General features: G+C 69.7%; 17 protein-coding genes and 1 pseudogene. 12 read left to right on the forward strand and 6 right to left on the reverse strand.

Translation table 11 applies throughout. The features are described from left to right. Positions 1-53 precede the first annotated feature (53 nt). Entirely contained in the window at positions 54-1,301 is a 1,248-nt protein-coding gene (locus tag BCY76_RS01685; RefSeq protein ID WP_070158870.1) for an ATP-binding protein, read from the forward strand. A 9-nt stretch (positions 1,302-1,310) separates the two neighbouring features. On the opposite strand, the gene BCY76_RS01690 is transcribed toward BCY76_RS01685, so the two are convergent. Then, a complete protein-coding gene (locus tag BCY76_RS01690; RefSeq protein ID WP_070158871.1) occupies positions 1,311-1,988 on the reverse strand; it encodes a response regulator in 678 nt (225 codons plus the stop codon). An 86-nt stretch (positions 1,989-2,074) separates the two neighbouring features. Here BCY76_RS01690 and BCY76_RS01695 point away from each other — a divergent pair, with 86 nt between their 5' ends. Next, the gene (locus tag BCY76_RS01695) at positions 2,075-3,955 is read left to right on the forward strand and encodes a sensor histidine kinase (RefSeq protein ID WP_070158872.1); all 1,881 of its coding nucleotides are present in this window, start codon (positions 2,075-2,077) and stop codon (positions 3,953-3,955) included. A 235-nt stretch (positions 3,956-4,190) separates the two neighbouring features. Continuing rightward, the gene (locus tag BCY76_RS01700) at positions 4,191-5,144 is read left to right on the forward strand and encodes a type IV toxin-antitoxin system AbiEi family antitoxin domain-containing protein (protein ID WP_139827562.1); all 954 of its coding nucleotides are present in this window, start codon (positions 4,191-4,193) and stop codon (positions 5,142-5,144) included. 152 nt (positions 5,145-5,296) lie between these two features. On the opposite strand, the gene BCY76_RS01705 is transcribed toward BCY76_RS01700, so the two are convergent. Continuing rightward, positions 5,297-6,415, reverse strand: coding sequence for an acyl-CoA desaturase (locus BCY76_RS01705; RefSeq protein WP_139827563.1), 1,119 nt, complete (start codon positions 6,413-6,415; stop codon positions 5,297-5,299). A 127-nt stretch (positions 6,416-6,542) separates the two neighbouring features. Here BCY76_RS01705 and BCY76_RS01710 point away from each other — a divergent pair, with 127 nt between their 5' ends. Next, positions 6,543-7,235, forward strand: coding sequence for an alpha/beta fold hydrolase (locus BCY76_RS01710; protein WP_070158874.1), 693 nt, complete (start codon positions 6,543-6,545; stop codon positions 7,233-7,235). Here BCY76_RS01710 and BCY76_RS01715 read toward each other — a convergent pair. Then, complete coding sequence (locus BCY76_RS01715; protein ID WP_237089907.1) at positions 7,183-8,679, reverse strand: alanine/glycine:cation symporter family protein; 1,497 nt, start codon at positions 8,677-8,679, stop codon at positions 7,183-7,185. The two genes, BCY76_RS01710 and BCY76_RS01715, sit on opposite strands and share 53 nt — an antisense overlap. Positions 8,680-8,894: 215 nt before the next feature. Between BCY76_RS01715 and BCY76_RS01720 the strand changes: the two genes are divergently transcribed. The 3 genes from BCY76_RS01720 (at position 8,895) to BCY76_RS17915 (ending at position 12,202) form a co-directional block, all read left to right on the forward strand. Beyond that, entirely contained in the window at positions 8,895-11,186 is a 2,292-nt protein-coding gene (locus tag BCY76_RS01720; protein ID WP_083277301.1) for a rhamnogalacturonan lyase, read from the forward strand. A gap of 92 nt (positions 11,187-11,278) precedes the next feature. Then, positions 11,279-12,034: an MBL fold metallo-hydrolase gene (locus BCY76_RS01725; protein ID WP_170922548.1), complete on the forward strand. Its 756-nt coding sequence runs from the start codon at positions 11,279-11,281 to the stop codon at positions 12,032-12,034. 24 nt (positions 12,035-12,058) lie between these two features. Continuing rightward, positions 12,059-12,202: a hypothetical protein gene (locus BCY76_RS17915; protein WP_170922549.1), complete on the forward strand. Its 144-nt coding sequence runs from the start codon at positions 12,059-12,061 to the stop codon at positions 12,200-12,202. 34 nt (positions 12,203-12,236) lie between these two features. On the opposite strand, the gene BCY76_RS01730 is transcribed toward BCY76_RS17915, so the two are convergent. Further along, positions 12,237-13,229: a phosphatase PAP2 family protein gene (locus tag BCY76_RS01730; RefSeq protein ID WP_070158877.1), complete on the reverse strand. Its 993-nt coding sequence runs from the start codon at positions 13,227-13,229 to the stop codon at positions 12,237-12,239. A gap of 55 nt (positions 13,230-13,284) precedes the next feature. Here BCY76_RS01730 and BCY76_RS20590 point away from each other — a divergent pair, with 55 nt between their 5' ends. From BCY76_RS20590 to BCY76_RS01745, 4 genes are all read left to right on the forward strand, one after another. Further along, positions 13,285-13,902 (forward strand): enolase C-terminal domain-like protein, encoded by a 618-nt coding sequence (locus BCY76_RS20590; protein ID WP_442935336.1) that lies wholly within the window; start codon positions 13,285-13,287, stop codon positions 13,900-13,902. Then, positions 13,862-14,431, forward strand: a complete 570-nt coding sequence (locus BCY76_RS20595) for an enolase C-terminal domain-like protein (RefSeq protein ID WP_442935337.1) — start codon at positions 13,862-13,864, stop codon at positions 14,429-14,431. The genes BCY76_RS20590 and BCY76_RS20595 overlap by 41 nt, the downstream gene beginning before the upstream one ends. Next, positions 14,341-16,167: a 2-succinyl-5-enolpyruvyl-6-hydroxy-3-cyclohexene-1-carboxylic-acid synthase gene (menD, locus tag BCY76_RS01740; protein ID WP_083277302.1), complete on the forward strand. Its 1,827-nt coding sequence runs from the start codon at positions 14,341-14,343 to the stop codon at positions 16,165-16,167. Before BCY76_RS20595 ends, menD begins: the two co-directional genes overlap by 91 nt. A gap of 264 nt (positions 16,168-16,431) precedes the next feature. Next, positions 16,432-18,396 carry an aconitate hydratase gene (locus BCY76_RS01745; protein ID WP_085437076.1) on the forward strand — a complete coding sequence of 655 codons (1,965 nt, stop codon included), beginning with the start codon at positions 16,432-16,434 and terminating at the stop codon, positions 18,394-18,396. Positions 18,397-18,463: 67 nt separating this feature from the next. Here BCY76_RS01745 and BCY76_RS01750 read toward each other — a convergent pair whose 3' ends face one another. Next, positions 18,464-20,002 (reverse strand): SulP family inorganic anion transporter, encoded by a 1,539-nt coding sequence (locus BCY76_RS01750; RefSeq protein WP_070158878.1) that lies wholly within the window; start codon positions 20,000-20,002, stop codon positions 18,464-18,466. Between the two features lie 418 nt (positions 20,003-20,420). Here BCY76_RS01750 and BCY76_RS01755 point away from each other — a divergent pair. Next, positions 20,421-22,018 (forward strand): annotated as a pseudogene (locus tag BCY76_RS01755) (peptide chain release factor 3). A gap of 210 nt (positions 22,019-22,228) precedes the next feature. On the opposite strand, the gene BCY76_RS01760 reads toward BCY76_RS01755, so the two are convergent. Then, the coding region (locus BCY76_RS01760; RefSeq protein WP_170922550.1) for a chorismate-binding protein at positions 22,229-22,565 on the reverse strand (337 nt) is incomplete at its 5' end.

A 22,565-nucleotide genomic window follows, 5' to 3' on the forward strand; every position in this document is an offset into this window, starting at 1 on the left:
CAGAAGGTAGCGTACGGCGTTCGGAGCTGTACGGAACAGAGGTGGGAGGAGCCATGGACTACACCCCTCGCAGCATCGACACGCTCCTGGACCGTTTCTTCCCCGAAGTGTCGGCGTACGCGCTGGACGGGGCCAAGGGAGTGGGGAAGACGGCGAGCGCCGCACGCCGCTCGGCCCATGTCTGGAACCTGGAGCGGCCAGAGCATCGGGCCCATCTCATGGCTCAGTCGAACTACCTGAACCTCCCTGAGGGAACCGTGTTCATCGACGAATGGCAGCACCTGCCTGACGTCTGGAACGCCGTGAGACGCGCCGTCGATGACGGTGCTCCAGGTGGACGGTTCCTCCTCGCGGGGAGTTCTTCACCACGTGACGCCTCCGGTACGCACAGCGGTGCGGGGAGGATCCTCTCGGCCAGGATGCGCCCGATGGGGCTCCATGAGCGGGACCTGTGTGATAATCCGGTGAGCCTCTCAGAGATGCTAGCTGGGGATCTCCCGTCGATCGATGCCCGGTGTCCTCTGCGCCTCGAGGACTACTTCGACGCCGTCGTCTCCAGCGGGTTCCCAGGCCTTCACCGCATGTCAGTGCAGGTACGGAACCAGCATCTCGACGCCTATCTCCGGCGGATCGTCGACAGAGACATGCCGGATCTCGGGTTCACTGTGCGCAGGCCCCTCCAATTACGACGGTGGATGGCTGCCTACGCCGCCGCGTCCTCCACGACGACGGCGCTGGCCCGCATCGCTGCCGCCGCGGGGGAGGACGGCGAGATTCCGGCCAAGACGACCACGCAGGCATATCGAGAACATCTGGCCCAACTCTGGATCCTGGATCCGCTCGAAGCCTGGAGCCCGTCAGTGAGCATGTTTAAGCGCATTCAGCAGAAGCCGAAGCATCATCTTGCTGACCCAGGGCTGGCCGCACGACTGCTCGGTGTGTCGGCTCGGCACTTGGCGTTGCCTACGAACGCGGACGTCGCCGGTAGGCTCTTCGAATCACTGGCGGTGCTGACACTCCGGGTCATCGCCGAGGCCGAAGGGGGTCATGCGTGGCACTTCAGGACGCGTGAAGGCCGCGAGGAGATCGACCTCATCATCGAAGGCGACGAAGGACAGGTCGTCGCCGTGGAGATCAAGCTCGCAGGCGATGTGCACGACCGAGATGTCCGTCATCTGTTGTGGTTGCAGGATCAGATGCCCGATGACGTCCTGGACACGATGGTCATCACGACTGGAGAGTTCGCCTATAGGCGGCCCGACGGGGTCGCAGTGGTGCCCCTCGGGCTTCTGGGGCATTGACGCTCCGGATCATTCCCCTGCCCGCACCAGCCCGGACTCATACGCCGTCACCACGATCTGTGCCCGGTCGCGCAGGCCCAGTTTGGTGAGGATCCGCGAGACGTGGGTCTTCACGGTCTGCTCGGCCAGGTGCAGTTCGGCGGCGATCTCCGCGTTCGCCAGGCCTCGGGCCACCTGCGTCATCACCTCCCGCTCCCGGTCGGTGAGCTCGGCCAGCAGGTGGGTCCGGGGCCGCGACGTGGGCCGGGAGGCGTAGTCCGCGATCAGGGTCCGGGTGACCTTGGGGGAGAGCAGCGCCTCGCCTTCGGCCACCACCCGGACCGCGTGCACCAGTTCCTCCGGGGTCGCGTCTTTGAGGAGGAAACCGCTGGCCCCGGCGCGCAGCGCGTCGAAGACGTACTCGTCGGCGTCGAAGGTGGTCAGCATGAGGATCCGCGGCGGGGTGCCGGGCATGTGCGCGATCTGTTTCGTGGCCTCCAACCCGTTGACCACGGGCATGCGGATGTCCATCAGCACCACGTTCGGTCGGGTGCGGCGCACGACGTCGACGATCCCCTCCCCATCCTCCGCGGTCCCGACGACGGCCAGGTCCTGCTGGGCGTCGAGCAGTGCGGCGAAGCCGGCGCGGATCATCGACTGGTCGTCCACGATCAGCACGCGCACCGCGGCGGAAGGGGTCTCAGGCATGGCCCCACGGTACCCCTCCGGTATGCCCCGCACATCGCTCTGTGGTGTGATGTGACCATCACAGCCCTTCGTCAAGGATCGATGTCATGATCCGCCGTCTGCTGCGCGACTGCGCCTACGTGCTGCCCGGACTGCCCATCGCGGTCTTCGGGTTCAGCCTGCTGGTCACGCTGACCGCCGCCTCCATCGTCACCGCCCCGCTCTGGATCGGGGCGCTGCTGCTGCCGGCCACCCTGATCGTCGCCTCCGGTTTCGCGGAGCTCTCCCGTCGGCGGCTGCGCCTGTGGGGCGCGGTCCCGGAACCTGTCGTGTACCGGCGGCGGGGCTCCGGGGTCGCCGGGGTGATGCGTCTGCTGGGCGACCCGCGGCGCTGGCTGGACCTCATCTTCGAGGCGATCATCGCTCTGCCGGTCCGACTGGTCACCTTCGTGATCGCGGTGCTGTGGATCGTCCTGGGGCCGGCCGCCATCACCTACTTCTTCTGGTCCCGCTTCATCCCGGGGGAGCGCGGCCTGATCCAGCTGCTGGACCTGATCGCCCCCGCGCTGGTGCCTGCCACCGACACCGGCCGGTACCTGCTGGACTCGGCCGTGTTCTTCACCGTAGGTGTGATCGTCCTGGTCACCCTGCCGGCCGTGATGCACGGCCTGGCGTGGATGGACGCGCTGCTGGCCACCAGCCTGCTCGGCTCCGGCGGCCGGGGCAGGCTTCCCGACGGCGGCATTGTCGCCCCAGGGATCGAGCCGGAGGTCGATCATGTCGTCGGGCCCGAGGCCGCCTCCGGTGCCCCGGCGGAGCGGGCTTCCGGAGCGTCCTTCAGCGCCCAGGCGTGGTCCTGGATGGGGGCGGTGTTCGCCGCCGTCGTGCTGCTGGCCGTGGGCTGGCCGGTCACCGCCGCCGTCTATGAGGTCAATGTGGCGATCGCCATGATTCTCACTGTGGCGCACAGCGGCGCCCTGGTGCTCACGTTGCGTCACTCCTGGTCCGGCATCGGTCTCTCCGTCGTGGCTTCGGCAGCCATGATGGGGGCCACCGCCGAGTCCGAGGTAAGCGTCTGGCCCTGGCCGGTGACCGCGATGCTCGCCCAGTGCGGGGTGCTGCTGGTCGCAGCACTGCGTCAGCGCTGGTATGTGGCGGCCAGCGGCTGGGCGGCCAGTGCGCTGCTGACCGGCGCTGCCGTGGTCGCGACCGCCCCTGAGGTGCCGGGCGGGGTGCTCTCTACGGCGATCGTCTTCGCCTCGGTCAGTGCAGGAGTGGTGCTGCTCGGGTCCCTGATCCGTCAATGGATCCTCAACGCCGGACGGCTGCAGGCTTCGGAGCAGGCCAGCGCCCAACAGACCCGGCGACGCCGTGAGCTCGAGGAGCGCAACAGGATCGCCCGGGAGCTGCATGATGTCGTGGCGCACAGCATGTCGGTGATCAGCGTCCAGTCCGCCACGGCTGCGTATCGCGTCCCCGACATCGGGAAGGAGGCACAGCGAGAGTTCGAGGAGATCGCGCGTTCCTCCCGGCAGGCGCTGGGGGAGATGCGGATGCTGCTGGGCATCCTGCGCGGCGACGACGACGTCCCCACCGCGCCGACGCCCGGGCTCGGGGACATCGAACAGTTGGTGGAGGACACCCGCGCCTCGGGCGTGACGATCCACGTCGACGGGTTCGCCGAGCTGCCTGAGGTCCCCTCCGCCGCTGGGCTGGCCGCCTACCGGCTGGTGCAGGAGGCGCTGAGCAACGCCCTGCGCCATGCGCCCGGCTCCACGGTGGCGGTCACGGCCTCGGTGGAGGCGGGAGAGCTGCAGCTGACCGTGAGCAACACCGCCCCGCCGGCGAGCGACGCCGCACCGTCTCCGGGCGCCGGGCTGGGGCTCGAGGGCATCGAGGAACGGGTCAGCGCGGTGGGCGGCGTCGTCGAGTCGGGCCCGACGCCGGAGGGTGGGTTCTGTGTGGAGGCGCGCTTGCCGCTGGAGTGATGGCGCTGTTTCTGGGATGCCCGGGCCGTTCCAGTGGGCTCCACTGCGGCTCCTGATGAACAGGCCGGTGCAACCACCGATAGACCCCGCCGCGCGTCAGTGCGGACAAGTGCACGGGAAAGTGACCCCCGGATCTGTGTGGCGTGGGCCCATCTGACTCGTCTCGCTCGGGAGTTTTCCACAGCCCAGAGGAAGGCGCCTGCGCATCGCCGCCCCATCCGCTGAGATGGAGGGCATGAACCCGCTCCACAGCCCGGAGGCTGACGGCAGGCACCGTGCGCCGCCGGCTGTGCCGGAGGGCCCTCTGCGGCGTCGTGAGCTCGCCGCGTGGTCCGACGCGGATCTGGAGCGCGCCCTGCGGCACGGATCCCTGACTCGGCTGGCGCACGGAATCTATGACGCCGGTGGGCACCAGCTGCCTCCGATGGTGGCAAAGCTTCAGGCGCTGACTGCCGACGCTGACGTGGTGGCCAGCCATGAGACTGCTGCCGCTCTGCTGGGGCTGTGGGGCACGCAGCTGAGGGAACCGTTCCACCTGACGGTGCCGCGACGCCGAACACGTATCCGCCGCCGCGGCGTCGTGGGGCATGGCGTCGACATCCCTGCGGGCCAGATCACGTCTGTGGCTGGCGTCAGGGTCACCACGGCGGCGCGGACCTGGGCGGATCGATTCGCCGGGGGATCCTTGGAGGATGCGCTGATCGCCGCAGACCTCGTTCTGCGGGCGCCACGGGTGGAGTTGGAGGGGCCGGGCGAGGCGGCGGCGACCCGCCATCAGCTGCAGGCGGTGGTCGAGTCGATGGGCGGACGGCGCGGAGTCGCCATGCTGCGCCAGGCCGCAGAGCTGGCTCGCGAACGGGTGGACTCTCCGCAGGAGACGCGCCTGAGGCTGGCTCTGCACCGCGCCGGACTCCCGGAGCCCGAGGTCAACGAGTGGGTGCTCGACGAGTACGGGCGCCCGGCGTTCCAGCCGGACTTGATGTTCCGTGAGTGGAAGGTCGCCGTCCAGTACGAGGGAGCTCATCATTCCCTGCCCCAGCAGGTGGAGCGCGACGTCGGCCGGGCGGAGCTCGCCACGGCGCTGGGCTGGATCGAGGCGCGGATCACCCGACGGCATCAGGTGCGGGCATGGGAACCTGCCGTGGACAAGGTGACTGCTGCGCTGATGAGCCGCGGCTGGCGGCCCTGAGGTCCCGTTGAAGCATCGATCGCGTCGAGGAGTCAGAATCCCGCACATCGTCCCGGCCTGACGCGTGTCAGATTGGAAAGATGTGCGGGATTCTGACCCCTCGATCCGGGGAAAGGCGCCGAGCCTGGTCACCTGCCCCCGCGCGGCTGATCTCAGCGTCCCCGGTACTGGGTGACCAGCGGGCAGTCCATGGGGTCGGCGTACCCCAGGCCCACGCGGTTGAGGTAGCGGATCACGATGCCGTAGGACTCCACGAGTCCGGTCTCGGTGTAGGGAATCTGCTTCTCCTCGCAGAACCGCACCACGATCGGCCGGACCTTGCGCAGGTTCATGCTGGGCATGCGGGGGAACAGGTGGTGCTCGATCTGCAGGTTGAGCCCGCCCATCGCCCAGTCCATGAGCAGCCCGCCGCGGATGTTGCGGGAGGTCAGCACCTGGCGGCGCAGGAAGTCGATGCGCTCGTTCTTGGGGATCAGCGGCATGCCCTTGTGGTTGGGCGCGAAGCTGCCGCCCATGTAGACGCCGAAGACCACCAGCTGCACTGTCAGGAACGCCAGGCCCAGCGGCAGTCCGAGGGTGAGCAGCACCAGCGCGGGGAAGCCGACCAGCCGGATGGTCACCAGCACGGCCTCCACGGCGCGGTGCTTGACCTTGGGCTCCAGGATGATGGTGCGCACCGCGTTGTAGTGCAGGGCGAAGGCGAAGAGGGTGAGCAGCGGGAAGAAGAGCCAGCCCTGTCGGCGGGTGATCCACCCCATGAAGCCGGTGCGTCCCTCGTTCTCTCCGGGGACGAACACCAGGGCGCCGGTGGCGATGTCGCCGTCGCGGCCGATGGTGTTGGGGCTGGCGTGGTGGCGCCCGTGCTTCCGCGACCACCAGGCGTAGCTGAGGCCGACGCCCAGATTGCCCACGATCCGGGAGAACCACTCGTTGGTCCGCCCGGTGGCGAACACCTGCTGGTGGGCGCTGTCATGGGAGAGGAAGGCCAGCTGGGTGAACAGGACGCCGAAGACGGCGGCGAGCCCCAGCTGCCAGAGGCTGTCTCCGAGCACGAACATCAGGGCCACCGAGACGACGGCAGCCAGTCCGAGGACCACCAGACGCAGGATGTAGCGGTCGGCCCGGCGGTCCATCAGTCCAGCGGCCTTCACCTCCGCGGCGAGCTCGGCGAAGTCATTGGTCTGCGCATTGCGCGGCATGCGCTCACGCGGGGCCGACGGTGCCGTCTGCTCCACGGTGGCGGTGCTCTTCTCAGTGCTGATGACGCTCATGCGGCTACCGTAAGGAGCCGGTCAGTACGGAGGCATCACCCAGGGGAGCCAACTCCGCCCCCTACCGGGGTAGGGGGTCGGTCATCAGCCCTTGACTCGCCGCGGCTCGACGGCGAGTGTTCACGCCATGCGATTCATCCTGATCCCCGGCCTCTGGCTGGCCGCCGATTCGTGGGGAGACGTCCCTGACCTGCTGCGGAAGGCCGGCCATGAGGCTCACGCGCTGACCCTTCCCGGCCTGGAGTCCCGCGACGCCGGCCGCGCCGGCCTCGGCCTGGACGACCACCTGGCCGCGGTGCTCGCCGCCGTGGAGGAGGACCCGGAGCCCGCCGTCGTCGTGGGGCACTCGGCCGCGGCCACGTTGGCGCATCTGGCCGCGGACGCCTGGCCGGACTCCGTGGCCCGCACGGTGATGATCGGCGGGATGCCGGCTGGGGAAGGCAGCCCTTTCCTGGAGGGCTTCGCCGCCGACGGCGACGACGTCCCCTTCCCCGGGTGGGCGGCCTTCGAGTCCGAGGACGTCCGGGACCTCGACGACGAGGCGCGCGCGGGACTGGAAGCGATCATGCGTCCCAGCCCGGCGGGCGTGCTCGAGACCCCGGTGACCTACCGGGATGCGCGCCGCCATCAGGTGCCGGTCACGCTGGTGTGCCCGGAGTTCACCGTGGAGGATGCTCGGCAGTGGATGGCCGCCGGGTTCATGCCGGAGCTGGCCGCCGGGGACGACGTCGAGCTGGTCGACATCGATTCCGGCCACTGGCCTCAGGTCACTCGGCCCGCGGAGCTGTCGGCGATTCTCGCTGCTGCAGGTAGTCGCTGACGTCCTCGCGGCTCCAGCATTCGACGTTCTCCAGGTCCGGCATGTCCTCGTCGACGAACACGGGGTCCAGGCCCTGCTTGCGCTGGGCGTCGAAGTGCTTGAGCAGGCGGAACGCCTTGCTGCCGAGCAGACAGATCACCACGAGGTTGAACAGGGCGATGATCACCATGGTGACACCGGCGATGGCCCAGGCGAGGTCGACGCTGATGATGGAGCCGAGGAACACCACGCCGGTGAGCACCACGGCGAAGGCCTTGCGGACGTTCTCCTTCGAGGAGATGAACAGGATGTTCGCCTCGCCGTAGGAGTAGTTCCCCAGGATGGAGGTGAAGGCCACCAGCGTGATGATCACGGCCAGGGCGATGGCACCGAACATGCCGAGGTTCGCCTCGAGCGCCCCTTGGGTGAGCTCCACGCCCAGGTTGGCGTCCGCCCCGACCGGGTCCTCGAAGGTGAACAGGATGATGAACGCGGTCACCGAGCAGATGATGATCGTGTCCAGGTAGACGCCCAGGGTCTGCACCAGGCCCTGCTTGGCGGGGTGGGAGACGTCGGCGGTGGCTGCGACGTTCGGCACCGAACCCATGCCGGCCTCGTTGGAGAACATGCCGCGCTGCACGCCCGCCATGATCATCGCGCCGAAGGCGCCGCCAGCAGCTGCGCGGAAGTCGAAGGCGTCGCCGAGGATCTGGCCCACCACGCGGGGCAGCTCCTCGATGTTCATGATGATCACCACCAGCCCGAGGATGATGTAGAGCGAGGCCATGAGCGGCACCACGTTCTGGGCCACCCGGGCGACGCTGCGCAGGCCGGCGACGACGATCAGTCCGGTCAGCACGGTCAGCACGACGGCAAGGATCCAGCTCAGCGTGGTGGTGTCGGCCACCCCGACGGCGTCCGCGGCACCGGTGACGGCGTCGACGACGGTGTTGGCCTGCAGCGAGGTGAAGGACAGGGCGAAGCAGAAGATGAAGATCACGGCGAAGACGATGCCGGCGCTGCGGGAGCCCAGTCCGCGCTGGATGTAGTACGCGGGACCGCCCTTGAAGGTGTCGAAGCGGCGGGTCTTGTACAGCTGCGCCAGGGTGGACTCCACGAAGGAGGCCGCGGAGTTCAGGACGGCCATCACCCACATCCAGAAGATCGCGCCCGGGCCGCCCAGGGCGATCGCTCCGGCGACTCCGGCGATGTTTCCGGTGCCCACGCGGGCCGACGCCGTGATCGTGAAGGCTTGGAAGGCGGACAGCGACTTGGTGCGACCGGTCTCGTCCCGCCGGGCCTTCTCCACGATGGCCGCGAACATCGCGGGCAGGTGGCGCAGCTGCACCACCCCGGTGCGGACGGTCATGTAGATGCCGACGCCGATGACGACCCAGATGCCGAGCCAGGACCAGGCGGTCTCTTCGATGTCTCCGATGATCTGGAGCAGTGAATCCATAGTCATGATGGGCCGACTGTATCGCGCACTGTGAGGCGGACAACAGGTGGAGAGCGGGCTGACGGCGTGTGCGCCGTCGTACGTCATGTCGCGACAGCGCTGTGCCCACCGCTATTGAAACGTTTTTAGCATCACTGTTGTCGAGGGCAACCGCGCCGCTCTAGGGTGATCCACGTTACAACGCTGGATGGTCCGAGAGTGATGAACGAGGAGCTGAGCCTGTGCCCTATCGACGACGAACAACACGTACCGCCGCTGCCCTGGCCGGTGCCGCGGCGCTGAGCCTGACTGCCGGATCCGTGTCCGCGGGTCCTTCCCAGACCACCGAGCTCGGCCACCAGCTGGAGGCCCTGGACCGCGGCCTGGTCGCCGTCGGCACCGACGACGGCGTCCACCTGAGCTGGCGACTGCTGGGCGAGGAGACCACCGGAGCCACGGGCCACGGCATGAAGGGGCCGAACTTCCACGTGCTGCGCGATGGCGAGCGCATCGCCACGGTCACCGATTCCACGAACTTCCACGACGCGGACGGCGACGCCGACTCCACCTACACCGTCACCCCGGTGGGCAACGCCCCGCACAACGGACCCGACGGTGAGGCGGAGGTCTGGGCGGAGGGCCACTATGACCTGCCCCTGCAGAAGCCCGAACCGGGGACCACCCCGGCCGGAGAGGAGTATGAGTACCACGCCAACGACGTCTCCGTCGGGGACGTCACCGGCGACGGGCAGTACGAGTTCGTGGTGAAGTGGGACCCCAGCAACTCCAAGGACGTCTCCCAGGTGGGCTACACCGGCGAGGTCTACGTGGACACCTACACGCTTGACGGTGAGCTGCTGAATCGCATCGAACTGGGCCCCAACATCCGCGCCGGGGCCCACTACACCCAGTTCCTCGTCTATGACTTCGACAGCGACGGCACCGCCGAGATCATGATGAAGACCGCCCCCGGCACGGTGGCCGGCGACGGCGAGCACATCACCATGCCGCAGGAGGACCTGGATGCCGGGTACAGCCCTGAGGACGACTACCGGATGAGCGCCGACGACTACTACGAGCATGTGGTGGAGGTATTCCGCGGCTGGCACGAGCATCCCGAGGTGGTCGCCGGGAACTGGCCGGAGACACTGGAGGAGGCCTTCGGTGAGGAACCCTCCTACGACTACCCGCTCAGCGACGCCGACGCCCGGCAGCTGGCTGACTTCTTCATCGACGAGTACGCGCCCTCCCGCAGCGAACGCAACGATCTGCGGACCTTCGAGGGCTTCATCGTCCACGGCCCGGAGTACCTGACCGTCTTCGACGGTGAGACCGGCGCCGAGCTGGACACCGTGCCCTACACGCCGGAGCGCGGCGACGACGGGCTGATGTGGGGCGACTACGCGATGTCCCGCATCGAACCGGGCAACCGGGTGGACCGCTTCCTGGCCGGGGTGGCCTACCTGGACGGCCAGTCGCCGTCCGCGGTATTCACCCGCGGCTACTACACCCGCTCCGCCGCGGCCGCCTATGACTTCGACGGCGAGCAGATCACCGAGCGGTGGGTGGCCGACTCCGGGCATGTGCCGATGGACAACCCCTTCGACGCCGGCCCGCACGAGGGAGTGGGGACGGACCCCGAGCTGGGCACCTTCGCCGGACAGGGCTTCCACTCGCTGAGCGTGGCCGACGTCGACGGCGACGGGAACCAGGAGATCATCTACGGCTCCGCCACTCTGGACCATGACGGCAGCCTGCTGTACTCATCCACCGGGGTGGGCCACCCGGACAGCAGCATCCCCGGCCAGGAGATGAAGCTGGGCCATGGGGACGCCCTGCACGTGGGCCACTTCGATCCCGATCGGCAGGGCCAGGAGATCTTCGCCGTCCACGAGGCCGGCCCCTGGGCGCCCTATGGCTATACGATGCGTGACGCCGCCACCGGCGAGGTCCTGTGGGGCGACTACACCGGCACCGACGTCGGCCGCGGCATGGTCGGCGACATCGACCCGGAGACCCCCGGCTACCATGCCTGGGCGTCGATCCCGCCCAACGAGGAGGAGGGCACGACCGGACTGTTCACTGCCACCGGTGAGCCGGTGGACGGGGACGTCCCCGGCACGAACATGAGCATCCGCTGGGCCCCGGACATGACCACCCAGCTCATCGTCGGCGACCGGGAGGACACTCCGCGCATCGAGGACTGGCTGGACGGCACCCTGCTGGTGGCCGAGGGTACGAGGACGAACAACTACACCAAGGGCAACCCGTCCCTGGTGGCGGACATCTTTGGGGACTGGCGTGAGGAGCTGGTGCTGCGCACGTCGGACAGCTCCGCGCTGCGGATCTTCACGGCCACCGAGGTGACCGACCGGAAGCTCTACACGCTGATGCATGACCCGCAGTACCGGGTGGGTGTGGCCTACCAGCAGACCGCCTACAACCAGCCGACCTACCCGGACTTCCACCTCGGCCATGACATCGACTGGCGTCAGGTCCCGGTGCCGGAGGGCCACTACCCGAGCGCCGACTGAGGCCCGCCGAGCCGGCCGGATCCTCGCCAGAGGGGTGCCCGTGGGGCACAATGAAGCACAACGGGCACCCCTTGGCAGAGAAGGTGATCACGATGGCCAGCACCCCTGGCATCACTCCATTCACCCGGGTCGACGACGACGTCTTCATGACCACCGTCGACGGCGGCGTCACCCCCTTGAACATCGGACTGGTGGTCGGCAGCCGCGGCGCGGTGCTGATCGACCCGGGGCCGGACGGCGGGGACCATGACGCGTTGCTGGCGGCGGTCCGACAGGTCACCGATGCGGAGCTGATCGTGGTCAACACCCACGGTCACGGGGACCACATCGGGGCCAACGCGTATCTGCGTGAGCACGGTGTGGAGCGGATCCTGGCCCACCGTGAGGCGGAGGTGGCCACCGCCACCGAGCTGGTCGGCCAGGCACCGGTGGTTCTGGACCTGGGAGGCCCTGAGGTGGTCGTCGAGCACCTGGGACGCGGCCACACCGACGCCGACCTGGTGGTCGAGGTCAGCCGCGAGGGCCACGACGGCATCATGTTCTGCGGGAACCTCGTCCGCGAGGGCACCGATCCGAGCTTCCGGGACTCCCATCCGGAGGACTGGGTGCGCACGCTGGGGCGCATCTGGTCCATGGCGGGCACCTGCTCGCGCATCATTCCCGGTCACGGTCAGCCGGTGGACGCGGACTTCGTGGCCTCGATGCGCCGCCGCATGGAACAGGGGCACACCCTCTCCCGGCAGGCGCTGCGGGATGCCGTCACCGATGCGACCAAGGCCATCCCGATCCTGCCCTATGGCCCGGAGGAGTCCCGGGAACTGATCAGCCGGCTGCGCGCCGGCCACTGACCCTGAGACGGACCCGCGAGGCCCATGTTCTTCACCAATCGTCAGCGCCCCGGCGAGGAGCGGGAGGAGCCCGAGTTCCAGATCCGGCTGAACCGGCTGGGCGTCATCCTCGGCGTCATGCTGCTGCTCGGTGTGGCGACCTGGCTCAGCATCGACTGGGGACCGTGAGCCTCCACCCGGGGGAGCCTCCCCGGCGGGGCGATCAGACGTCGTAGAGATGCGTGAACTGCGGCGGCACCGGGTGCGGCGTCGGCGGGGCCGCGTGCAGCGGCTGTCCGTGGTGGCGACGCCCGGCCTCGGCGTCGAAGAACGTGATGCCCGCGGCGCACAGCAGGAACCCGGGACCTACGGGCAGCAGCGTGCCCGCCACCCAGTGCCAGCCGCTGGGGTTCTCGGCCGCAGTGCGCACGGCCTCCCAGCCGCCCGCGAACAGCAGGGCCAGCCCTGTGGCCGCACAGAACACGACCCCCAGGAACCAGGCCAACCCGGCTCCGGCACCGACGGCGGTGTCGTCCTCCACGGTGACGGTGTTCCAGCGTTCGCCGGTGCGCATCACCAGCCAGCCGCCGGCGATGCCCCACAGCGCGGCCACCAGATAGGCGGCGATGATGTCCGAGGCGAAGTGCCCTGTCATGAAGATCGCCGCCCCGGAGAACACCGCCAGCAGGCCGGTGAACAGCCCGATGAAGGGCCGCTGATGCGGGGCGCTGACCAGGAACACGGCGACGGCGGCTGCCGCGGCCATCGTGGCATGCCCGGAGGGGAACGTGGGATCCGTCCACCACCAGGAGCGCATGTCCGCCACCGAGAGCGGGATCTCGTGGTCCAGCCGGTGGATCCACACGTTCTTCAGCACCTGGGTGGTGATGTTGGCTCCCAGGAACACCACGATCGCGATGCCCGCGGCGAGGAACCGACGGCGCAGCAGGGTGATCGCCAAGAAGATCAGCCCCGAGACCGCCGCCGCGGCCGCCGGGGCCTTGAGCAGCAGCTGCCGCAGCGTCTCGTTCTGCAGGGGCCCCTGGGTGATGTTCCAGTACCGGGACTCCAGCGTGGCCTGCTCGAGCCATTGGCCCGTCGCGGACCGGATGAAGAACTCATGCACCGCCACCAGCGCGAAGGCGCACAGCAGCAGGCCCACGACCCACAGCCAGGTGCGGCGTGCGGGCAGGCGGAGACGGGAATGCTCGGACATGCACACCAGTATCGCAGGCGGCTGCCGTCGAGCCGGTGAAGCCTACACTGTGCCCATGACCTCATTGCCCGACGTCGAGGAGCTGCTGCGCGGTGCCGCCGTCGTGAGCCTGCCGATGCGGACCCGCTTCCGCGGCCAGACCGCCCGGGAGGCGATGCTGCTGCACGGTCCGGCCGGCTGGGCCGAGTTCGCGCCCTTCCCCGAGTACGGTCCGCAGGAGTCCGCGGCGTGGCTCGCCGCCGCCGTCGACGCCGGATGGACCGGCCTGGGGGAGCCGCGGCGCACCACGGTGCCGGTCAACGCCACGATGCCGTCGGTGCCGGCCGCGCAGGTGGCCCAGGTGCTGGAGCGCTACGGCCGCGCCGAGGCGATCCCCGCCGTGAAGGTCAAGGTGGCCGAGCCCGGTCAGAGCCTCGACGACGACGTCGCCCGCCTCCGGGAGGTGGCGCGCCTGCTGCCGCATGCCGGCCTGCGGGCCGACGCCAACGGCGGCTGGACGCACGCCGAGGCGGTTCGCGCGGTGGAGGCGATCGCCGACGTCGCCGGTGACCGGCTGGAGTATGTGGAGCAGCCTGTGGCCGGCGTGGAGCCGCTGGCCGTGCTGCGCGAGAAGCTCCACCGGGCGCGGCACCGTGGTGCGGATCGCCGCCGACGAGGCCGTCCGCAAGGCTGAGGATCCGCTGCGGGTCGCGCGGCTGGGCGCCGCCGACCTCATCGTGGTGAAGGTCCCGCCGCTCGGCGGAGTGGACCGTGCCGCCCAGGTGGTGCGCGACTCCGGGCTCGACGCCGTCGTCTCCTCCGCGCTGGACACCTCCGTGGGTCTGGCCGCCGGCCTGGCGCTGGCCGCCCGGTTGGAGTCCCTGCCCTATGCGTGCGGACTGGGCACTGCCGCGCTGCTGACCGCCGACGTCGTGGACTCCCCGCTGCTTCCGGTGGAGGGGGCGCTGCGGGTCCCGGTGCGGAACGGCCGCGTGGTGGCTCCGGAGCCGCCGCCGCGCTGCTGGACGAGCACCGGGTGGACGGGGCGCGCCGTGCCTGGTGGGAGCAGCGGCTGCGGTCTGCCCATGCCGTGCTGGCTCAGAGGACGGGCGCTGCGTCTTAGGATTGGGGCATGCACTCCGACCGGCGTCCCTTCCGCGAATTCGACGACTCTGAGGACGCCGAGGCGCTGCGTCTGGCGCGTCGGGTGGTGCGCGGGCTGAGCCTGAGCATGCGCCACGTGGTGATCGCTCCGGGGTCCCGCTCCGCGCCGCTGGCCTACGCCCTGGCGGAGGCCGAACAGCTGGGTGCGATCCGCCTGCACGTGCGCATCGATGAGCGCTCCGCGGCGTTCACCGCCCTAGGAATCGCGCTGGACTCGGGCCAGCCGGCCGGCGTGGTGACCACCTCCGGGACCGCCGTGGGGAACCTGACACCGGCCGTGATGGAGGCGGACATGGCCGGTGTTCCCCTGGTGGCCATCACCGCCGACCGGCCGGAGGAGCTTCACGGCACCGGCGCGAACCAGACCACCTGGCAGCACGGCATGTTCGCCGGCCGGGTGCGGGACGAGATCCATCTGGAGCAGGGCGAGGTGCGCCTGGAGCCGGTGTCCCGGGATGACATGCTCTCCGCGGAGACGCAGGTGGCGCTGCTGATGCGGCAGGCCTCGGAGTCCCGCGGCAAGGGACCCGGCCCGGTGCACCTGAACATCGGCTTCCGGGAACCCCTGGTGCCCCGCGAACCTGAAGAGGGCGCGCCCGCGGTGCCGCAGCGCTGGGCCCGCCGACCGGTGCGTCCGCAGGCGCCTGTGCAGCCGGCGGTGCATCTGCAGGGCGGGGCGCTGATGGACCAGCTGGACGCCGAGGAGCGGGAGGCCGCCAGGGAGCAGATCCGGCGCAGCCTGCGGGCGGTGCAGGACATCGCCCGCGACGTGCGCACCGTCTTCGTCCTGGGCCACGACGCTCCGCCCGAGGCTGCGCAGCTGGCTCTGGAGCTGGGTCACCCGGTCCTGGCGGAGCCGACCAGCGGGGCCCGGGATGCCGATGCGGCCGTGCCGGCCTATCGGCTGATCCTGCAGGCGCCGGCCTCGAGCGCCGGCGGCCGGCTGACCGCGGAGATCCAACGGGTGGTGGTGGCCGGACGCCCGACGCTGTCCCGGCCGGTGCAGCGGCTGCTGAGTGCCGATTCCGTGGAGGCGGTGCAGTACCAGCCTGCCGGCGTCGGCTGGCATGATCACCGGCTGCCCCGTCCCGTGGAGCATGACCTGGAGAGGATCCGCGAGTTCGCCGGAGCTCCTCCCGCCGGGTGGTTGGACACGTGGCTGAGGGTGGGCCGCCGGGTGCAGCAGGTGGTGGATCGGGAGCTGGATCCCGTCGGGGCGATGTCCTCGGTGCGGGCGGCGCAGCTGGTGGCGGAGACGGTGCGGACCCCGCTGCTGCTGGGCTCCTCCTCGGTGATCCGCGATGTGGACCTCGCCGCCCGGCTGACCATGCACGGGCCGGCGCGGCTGGTGGCGCTGCGGGGACTCTCCGGCATCGACGGCAACGTCTCGGCGGCCTCAGGGATCGCCCTGAGCCGGGAGCGCCGGGTGACGGCACTGGTGGGCGACCTGACGTTCCTCCATGACCTCAACGCCTTGCTGCTGCCGTCCCGTGAGCAGGTGCCCAGTGTGGATGTCGTGGTGATCAATGACGCCGGCGGGGCGATCTTCGACCAGCTCGAGCACGGGGACGTGGGACGCCGCCCGGGGAAGGGAGAAGCCGTGGAACGGCTCTTCGGCACTCCGCAGGCGGTGGACCTGGCACAGATCGCCGCCGGATTCGGCGTCGAGCACCGCGGGGTGGCACCCGGGAGCAGCTGCAACAGGCCCTGGCGCACCCCGATGACCGGCTTGGTGTGCGGATCATCGAGGTCCGCACCGATCGCCACGGGCTGCGGGACCTGCACGCCCGGATGAAGGACGGCGTGGCCGCCCTCTGACCGCCCCTGCGATCGAGGGGTCAGTTCCCGGCATTCCGGCGGCTGCTGACGCGCGTCACCGAGGGGGTGATGTGCGGGAATCTGACTCCTCGTCCGTGGCGCTGCGGCCCTGATGCCGCTCGGGAACCCTTGTGCCGCTCGGGAACCCTTGTGCCGCTCGGGACGAGGGAGAGATGGTCGAGGGGAGAGCCCGCGCCGTGGGCTCCACCCGCAGCGCCCCGACCCCAGGAGGATGACCGGAATGGCATACGCCTCCCAGAATCTGACGCAGAAGCTCATCGCCTCGCATCTCGTGGAGGGCAGCCCGCACCCCGGCGAGGAGGTCGCGCTGAGCATCGACCAGACCCTGACCCAGGACGCCACCGGCACCATGGTGATGCTGGAGCTGGAAGCCATGGGGCTGGACAGGGTCCGCACGGAGCTCTCCGTCCAGTACGTGGACCACAACCTGCTTCAGACCGATGAGAAGAACCCCGAGGACCACCTGTTCCTGCAGTCGGCGGCCCGGCGGTTCGGCCTCTGGTTCTCGAAGGCCGGCAACGGTGTCTCTCATCCGGTCCACCAGGCGCACTTCGGGCGTCCCGGGGCCACGATGGTGGGATCCGATTCCCACACCTGTGCGGCGGGTGCCCTGGGGATGCTCGCCGTCGGGGTCGGTGGGCTCGAGGTCGCCATGGCCATGGCCGGGGAGCCGCTGTACGTCACCATGCCCGAGGTCTGGGGAGTGGAGCTCACCGGTGAGCTGCCGCCCTGGGTCTCGGCCAAGGACGTCATCCTGGAGATGCTGCGGCGTCACGGCGTCACCGGAGGCGGCGGCCGCATCATCGAATACCACGGCGACGGCGTCCGGTCCCTCAGCGCGATGGACCGGCATGTGATCGCCAATATGGGCGCCGAGCTGGGGGCGACCACCAGCATCTTCCCAGCGGACGAGGAGGTCCGGCGCTATCTGGCCGAGCGCGGCCGGGAGGACCAGTTCGTCGAGCTGCAGGGCGACGAGGACGCCGCATACGACCTCACCGAACGGATCGACCTGTCCATGCTGGAGCCTCTGATCGCCGCGCCGTCCTCCCCGGGGAACGTGACGCCGGTGCGGGAGGTGGCCGGGGAAGAGGTCCACCAGGTCGTGATCGGCTCCTCCGCGAACCCAGGGCTGCGGGACTTCGCCGTCGTCGCGGAGATCCTCCGCGGACGTCAGGTCGACCAGCGTGTGTCCCTGGACATCAACCCCACCTCGCGGGAGATCTATGCGGACATGGCCCGCGGCGGCTGGCTGCTGGACCTCATCTCCGCCGGGGCCCGCATCCACCAGTCCGGTTGCATGGGCTGCATCGGCATGGGGCAGGCGCCGGCCGTGGGGCGCAACAGTCTGCGCACCATGCCGCGCAACTTCCCGGGACGGTCCGGAACGGATGAGGACTCGGTGTGGCTGTGCTCCCCGGAGACCGCGGCCGCCTCGGCTCTGACCGGGCGCATCACCGACCCCCGTGCCCTGGAGGAGTCACGGGGCCTCGCCTGTCCCACCCCGCGCATGCCGGAGGCGCCCACCATCGACCACGAGATGCTGGTGGCGCCCCTGCCGGCGGAGCAGGCCCGTGAGGTCGAGCTGGTCAAGGGAGGAAACATCAGTGCGCTGCCGGAGTTCGACCCCCTGCCGGACGAGATCGACCTGCCGGTGCTGCTGAAGGTCGGCGACGACGTCTCCACCGATGAGATCATGCCCGCCGGATCGAGGGTGCTGCCCTACCGCAGCAACATCCCCAAGATCAGCGAGTTCGTCTACCGACAGGTCGACCCCACCTACCCGGAGCGGGCAGGCGGGGTCGGGGGAGGCCATGCGATCTTCGGCGGCGTGAACTACGGCCAGGGGTCCTCGCGGGAGCATGCCGTGATCGCTCCGCGGTATCTGGGGCTGCGCCTGGTGGTGGCCCGCTCCTTCTCGAGGATCCACTGGCAGAATCTGGCCAACTTCGGAGTCCTGGCGCTGGAGTGCGATGAGGAGGTCTACGCCTCGGTCGACCAGGAGGACCGGATCAGGCTGCGCGGGCTGGCCGAGGCGCTGCACACCGGACGCGAGGTGCCCGCCGTCGTCGTCGGGAACGGCGACGAACGGCAGGTCACCCTGCGCCATCGGCTCTCGGCACGTCAGGTGGAGATGGTGCTGGCCGGCGGGCGGATCGCCCAGTACGCGGCGTCCACGGGCTGAGCGTCCCGGCACCGAGCCACCCGGCACCGAGCCACCAGGCAGCGAGCTTCCGTGAGCTCCCGTGAGCTCAGTGCCCGGCGCCGAGCTTGCCGGCCATCCGCTCATGCATCGCGGCGCTGGCACCTTCGAGCCCCGCGATCTCCACGTGCTTGTCGTACTTCGCGTACTTCTCGCAGATGGCGTCCAGGGAGGCCACCGTGGAGGCGTCCCAGACGTCGGCGTTGTAGAGGTCGATGACCACGTGGTCGGGGTCGTCCCGGTAGTGGAACTGGGTGTAGAGGTCGTTGGAGGAGGCGAAGAACAGCTGCCCCTTGACCTCGTACTTGGCGATCTCCTCGCCGAAGTGCTCGTCCACGCGGCGCGTGACGGTGGCCAGGTGGGCCACGCGGCGCGCGAACAGGACCATGGCGGTCAGCACGCCCAGGATGACGCCGATCGCCAGGTTGTGGGTCCACACGGTCGCGATGACGGTCACGAGCATCACCGAGGTCTCGCTCTTGGGCATCATGCGCAGGGTGGAGGGCCGGATGCTGTGCCAGTCGAAGGTCGCCACGGAGACGAAGATCATCACGGCCACCAGGGCGCCCATCGGCATCAGCGCGACCACGTCACCCAGGGAGACCGACAGGATGAGGATGAAGATCCCGGCGCAGAAGGTGGAGATGCGAGTCCGGGCGCCGGAGGCCTTCACATTGATCATGGTCTGGCCGACCATGGCGCAGCCGCCCATGCCGCCGAAGAAGCCGGTGATGATGTTGGCCGCACCCTGGCCCCAGGACTCCCGGACCTTGTCAGAGCGGGTGTCGGTGACGTCGTCGACCAGCTTGGCGGTCATCAGGGACTCGAGCAGGCCCACCACGGCCATGCCGAGGGAGAACGGGGCGATGATCTGGAAGGTCTCGAAGGTCAGCGGCACGTCCGGAGTGAACAGGGACGGCAGGGAGTCCGGGAGCTCGCCCTTGTCGCCCACCGTGGGGACGTTGAAGGCGAAGGCCACGGAGATGACGGTGAGCAGGACGATCGCGACCAGTGGCGCAGGCACCACCTTGGTGATCCGGGGCAGCAGGTAGATCACGAGGAGCCCGGCGGCGACCATCGGATACACCAGCCAGGGCACCCCGATGAGCTCCGGCAGCTGGGAGGTGAAGATGAGGATGGCCAGCGCGTTGACGAAGCCGACCATCACCGAGCGCGGGATGAACCGCATGACCTTCGCCACGCCGAGGACGCCCATCAGCACCTGGAACACGCCGGCGAGGATGACGGCGGCGATGAAGTAGTCGATCCCGTGGCTCTCCACCAGCGGGGCGATCACCAGCGCCGTGGCGGCGGTGGCCGCCGAGATCATCGCCGGACGCCCGCCGAGGAAGGCGATGGTCACAGCCATCGTGAAGGAGGCGAAGAGTCCGTACCGGGGGTCCACTCCGGCGATCAGCGAGAAGGCGATGGCCTCCGGGATCAGGGCCAGGGCCACGACGAGTCCGGCGAGGACCTCCACCTTCAGCAGGCGGGGCGACTTCAACGTGCGCAGGACCGACTGGCGGTCCTCCGGATGCGCGATCGACTCCTCGGGATGCGCGACGGCAGGAGTGGGTGCGGGGGCCATGGGGCTCCGTTCTGTGGTCAGGACACCGGCGTGTGCGGCTCACAGGGCACAGTCGTGTCCGGCTCTTCAAGGGGCGACGGGCGCGCGGCACTGCGCGGAACGATCAGGGCGAGATGATCAGTGGGGAGCGGCGGGCGGAGCGTGCCCGGCTCACAGCGCTCAACTCTACCCTTACGTGAGGGATGGGTCGGAATTGTGTGAGGAAGATCTCAGTGATCGAGACATGATCGTCGGTCGATCGGCCTCGCGGCCGGTGTGGGGTCGGCGGAGGGGTCGGCGGAGGGGTCGCGGCATTGGGTGCGACTCTGACGCTGCGGTAGGTTCTCAGCGGAGGCTCTGGCTCACAGAGCATCCAGCGGCTCACGTGCACCTGCACGACGTGCCGTTCGAGTCCCAGCAGCAGTGGCAAGGAGAAGGCGTGACGGCAGAGGACCACCCGGCAGAAGGCGCCGCGGCGGCTGCAGCACGGCGCCGCACCTTCGCCATCATCAGCCACCCCGACGCCGGCAAGTCCACGCTGACCGAGTCACTGGCGCTCAACGCCCGCGCCATCGAGGAGGCCGGGCACATCCACGGCAAGGCCGGCAGGTCGGCCACGGTCTCCGACTGGATGGGCATGGAGAAGGATCGCGGGATCTCCATCTCTTCGGCCTCCATGCAGCTGGAGCACCGCGGCACGGTGCTGAACCTGCTGGACACCCCCGGCCACGCCGACTTCTCCGAGGACACCTACCGGGTGCTCGCCGCCGTCGACGCTGCCGTCATGCTCATCGACGCGGCGAAGGGCCTCGAGCCGCAGACCATGAAGCTGTTCAACGTCTGCCGCCACCGAGGGATCCCGATCATCACGGTGATCAACAAATGGGACCGCCCCGGCCTGGAGGCGCTGGAACTGATCGACGAGATCCGCGAGGAGACCGGGCTGGACCCCACCCCGGTGACCTGGCCGGTGGGCATCGCCGGGGACTTTCACGGCTACCTCGAGCGCAGGACCGGGGGCCTCACGCTGATCCGTGCCACGCCGGGCGGCCGGCGTTCGGCAGAGGAGGAGCACCTCAGCGCCGAGGAGGCGACCCCCGAGGCCCTCGGCCTGCCGGAGCTCGTCGAGGCGCGGGAGGAGTCCGAGCTGCTCGGCGCCTCGGGGGCCGACCATGACCAGGAGACCTTCCTGGCCGGGATCTCCACGCCCGTGTTCTTCGCCGCCGCCGTCAGGCACCTGGGGGTGCCCCGGCTGTTGGACGCACTGGTGGAGCTGGCGCCGTCGCCGGAGCCCCGCCCCGACGCCGAGGGTGAGCCGCGCTCCCTGGACGCGCCGTTCAGCGCCTTCACGTTCAAGATCCAGTCCGGCATGGACGCCGCGCACCGGGACCGGCTGGCCTTTGTGAGGGTCTGCTCCGGCGTGTTCCGGCGTGGCATGACGGTGACCTCCGCGCGCACCGGCAGACCCTTCTCCATGAAGTACGCCCACCTGGCCTTCGGTCGCACCCGAGAGGTCGTCGACGTCGCTACCCGGGCGACGTGGTGGGCATCGTCAACGCCTCCGCCCTGCGCATCGGCGACACGCTGTATGAGGCGCAGCCGGTGGAGTACCCGCCGCTGCCGCGCTTCGCGCCCGAGCACTTCGCGGTCGCCCGTCCGGCAGACATGGGGCGGATGAAGCAGTTCCGCCGCGGTGTGGAGCAGCTGGAGGCCGAGGGAGTGATCCAGGTGCTGCGCTCGGAGGTGCGGGGCACCCATGTGCCGGTTCTAGCGGCCGTGGGGCCCATGCAGTTCGAGGTCGTCGACCATCGCCTGCGCGAGGAGTTCCGCTCCAGCGCGAAGCTGGAGCCGCTGGAGCACTCGTTGGCGCGCGCCACCGATGAGCCCTCGTCCCACGAGCTGGCCGGCCTGGCTGGGGTGGAGGTCCTCGAGCGCAGCGACGGGCAGCTGCTCGCCCTGTTCCGGGACAGGTGGCACCTGCTCGGGATCGAACGTACGCGGACCCATCTGCGCCTCGACCCCCTGGTGGCCGCGTGAGCGGTCCAGCCGTCCGTCGCGAGGCGCCGCGCACGGCAGAGTGCAGGCATCGAGGGGTCAATTGCCCGTGCATCTCGGGGTGCTGAAGCGCGTCGCCCCGGTCGAGGTATGCAGGAAAGTGACGTCTCGTCGGGGAGGTCGCGGGGAGGGGCAGGAGCTTGCGGGGCTCAGGCTGTCGAAACGTTCCTCGGCAGCGGGGTCCAGCGGGTCTCAGCCGACGCCGAGCGCGCCCAGCATGGGGCGCAGCTTCGCCCAGGTCTCGGCCAGTTCGGAAGACGGCTCGGAGCCGGCCACGATCCCGCAGCCGGCGTAGAGGCGGACCTGGCGCGCGTCCTGGGACAGCACCCCACCGCGCAGGGCGATTCCGAAGTCCGCGTTGCCCTGGCCGTCCAGCCAACCCACCGGGCCGGTGAACGGGCCGCGGTCCAGATCCTCGAGGCGAGCGATGAACTCGGCGGCCGTCGCCGTCGGCGTCCCGCAGATGGCCGCCGTCGGGTGGGCCCGCTCGGCGACCAGCAGCGCCGGCGGCACCCGGTGCGCCCCGGTG

The organism is Nesterenkonia sp. PF2B19 (genome assembly GCF_001758425.2).
In the GTDB taxonomy this organism is placed as follows: domain Bacteria; phylum Actinomycetota; class Actinomycetes; order Actinomycetales; family Micrococcaceae; genus Nesterenkonia; species Nesterenkonia aethiopica.

Bases quoted from the DNA above. Each gene is read 5' to 3' on its own strand.
- BCY76_RS01685 (WP_070158870.1), top strand. From the start codon at position 54: ATGGACTACACCCCTCGCAGCATCGACACGCTCCTGGACCGTTTCTTC.
- BCY76_RS01690 (WP_070158871.1), bottom strand. From the start codon at position 1,988: ATGCCTGAGACCCCTTCCGCCGCGGTGCGCGTGCTGATCGTGGACGAC.
- BCY76_RS01695 (WP_070158872.1), top strand. From the start codon at position 2,075: ATGATCCGCCGTCTGCTGCGCGACTGCGCCTACGTGCTGCCCGGACTG.
- BCY76_RS01700 (WP_139827562.1), top strand. From the start codon at position 4,191: ATGAACCCGCTCCACAGCCCGGAGGCTGACGGCAGGCACCGTGCGCCG.
- BCY76_RS01705 (WP_139827563.1), bottom strand. From the start codon at position 6,415: ATGAGCGTCATCAGCACTGAGAAGAGCACCGCCACCGTGGAGCAGACG.
- BCY76_RS01710 (WP_070158874.1), top strand. From the start codon at position 6,543: ATGCGATTCATCCTGATCCCCGGCCTCTGGCTGGCCGCCGATTCGTGG.
- BCY76_RS01715 (WP_237089907.1), bottom strand. From the start codon at position 8,679: ATGACTATGGATTCACTGCTCCAGATCATCGGAGACATCGAAGAGACC.
- BCY76_RS01725 (WP_170922548.1), top strand. From the start codon at position 11,279: ATGGCCAGCACCCCTGGCATCACTCCATTCACCCGGGTCGACGACGAC.
- BCY76_RS17915 (WP_170922549.1), top strand. From the start codon at position 12,059: ATGTTCTTCACCAATCGTCAGCGCCCCGGCGAGGAGCGGGAGGAGCCC.
- BCY76_RS01730 (WP_070158877.1), bottom strand. From the start codon at position 13,229: ATGTCCGAGCATTCCCGTCTCCGCCTGCCCGCACGCCGCACCTGGCTG.
- BCY76_RS20590 (WP_442935336.1), top strand. From the start codon at position 13,285: ATGACCTCATTGCCCGACGTCGAGGAGCTGCTGCGCGGTGCCGCCGTC.
- menD (WP_083277302.1), top strand. From the start codon at position 14,341: ATGCACTCCGACCGGCGTCCCTTCCGCGAATTCGACGACTCTGAGGAC.
- BCY76_RS01745 (WP_085437076.1), top strand. From the start codon at position 16,432: ATGGCATACGCCTCCCAGAATCTGACGCAGAAGCTCATCGCCTCGCAT.
- BCY76_RS01750 (WP_070158878.1), bottom strand. From the start codon at position 20,002: ATGGCCCCCGCACCCACTCCTGCCGTCGCGCATCCCGAGGAGTCGATC.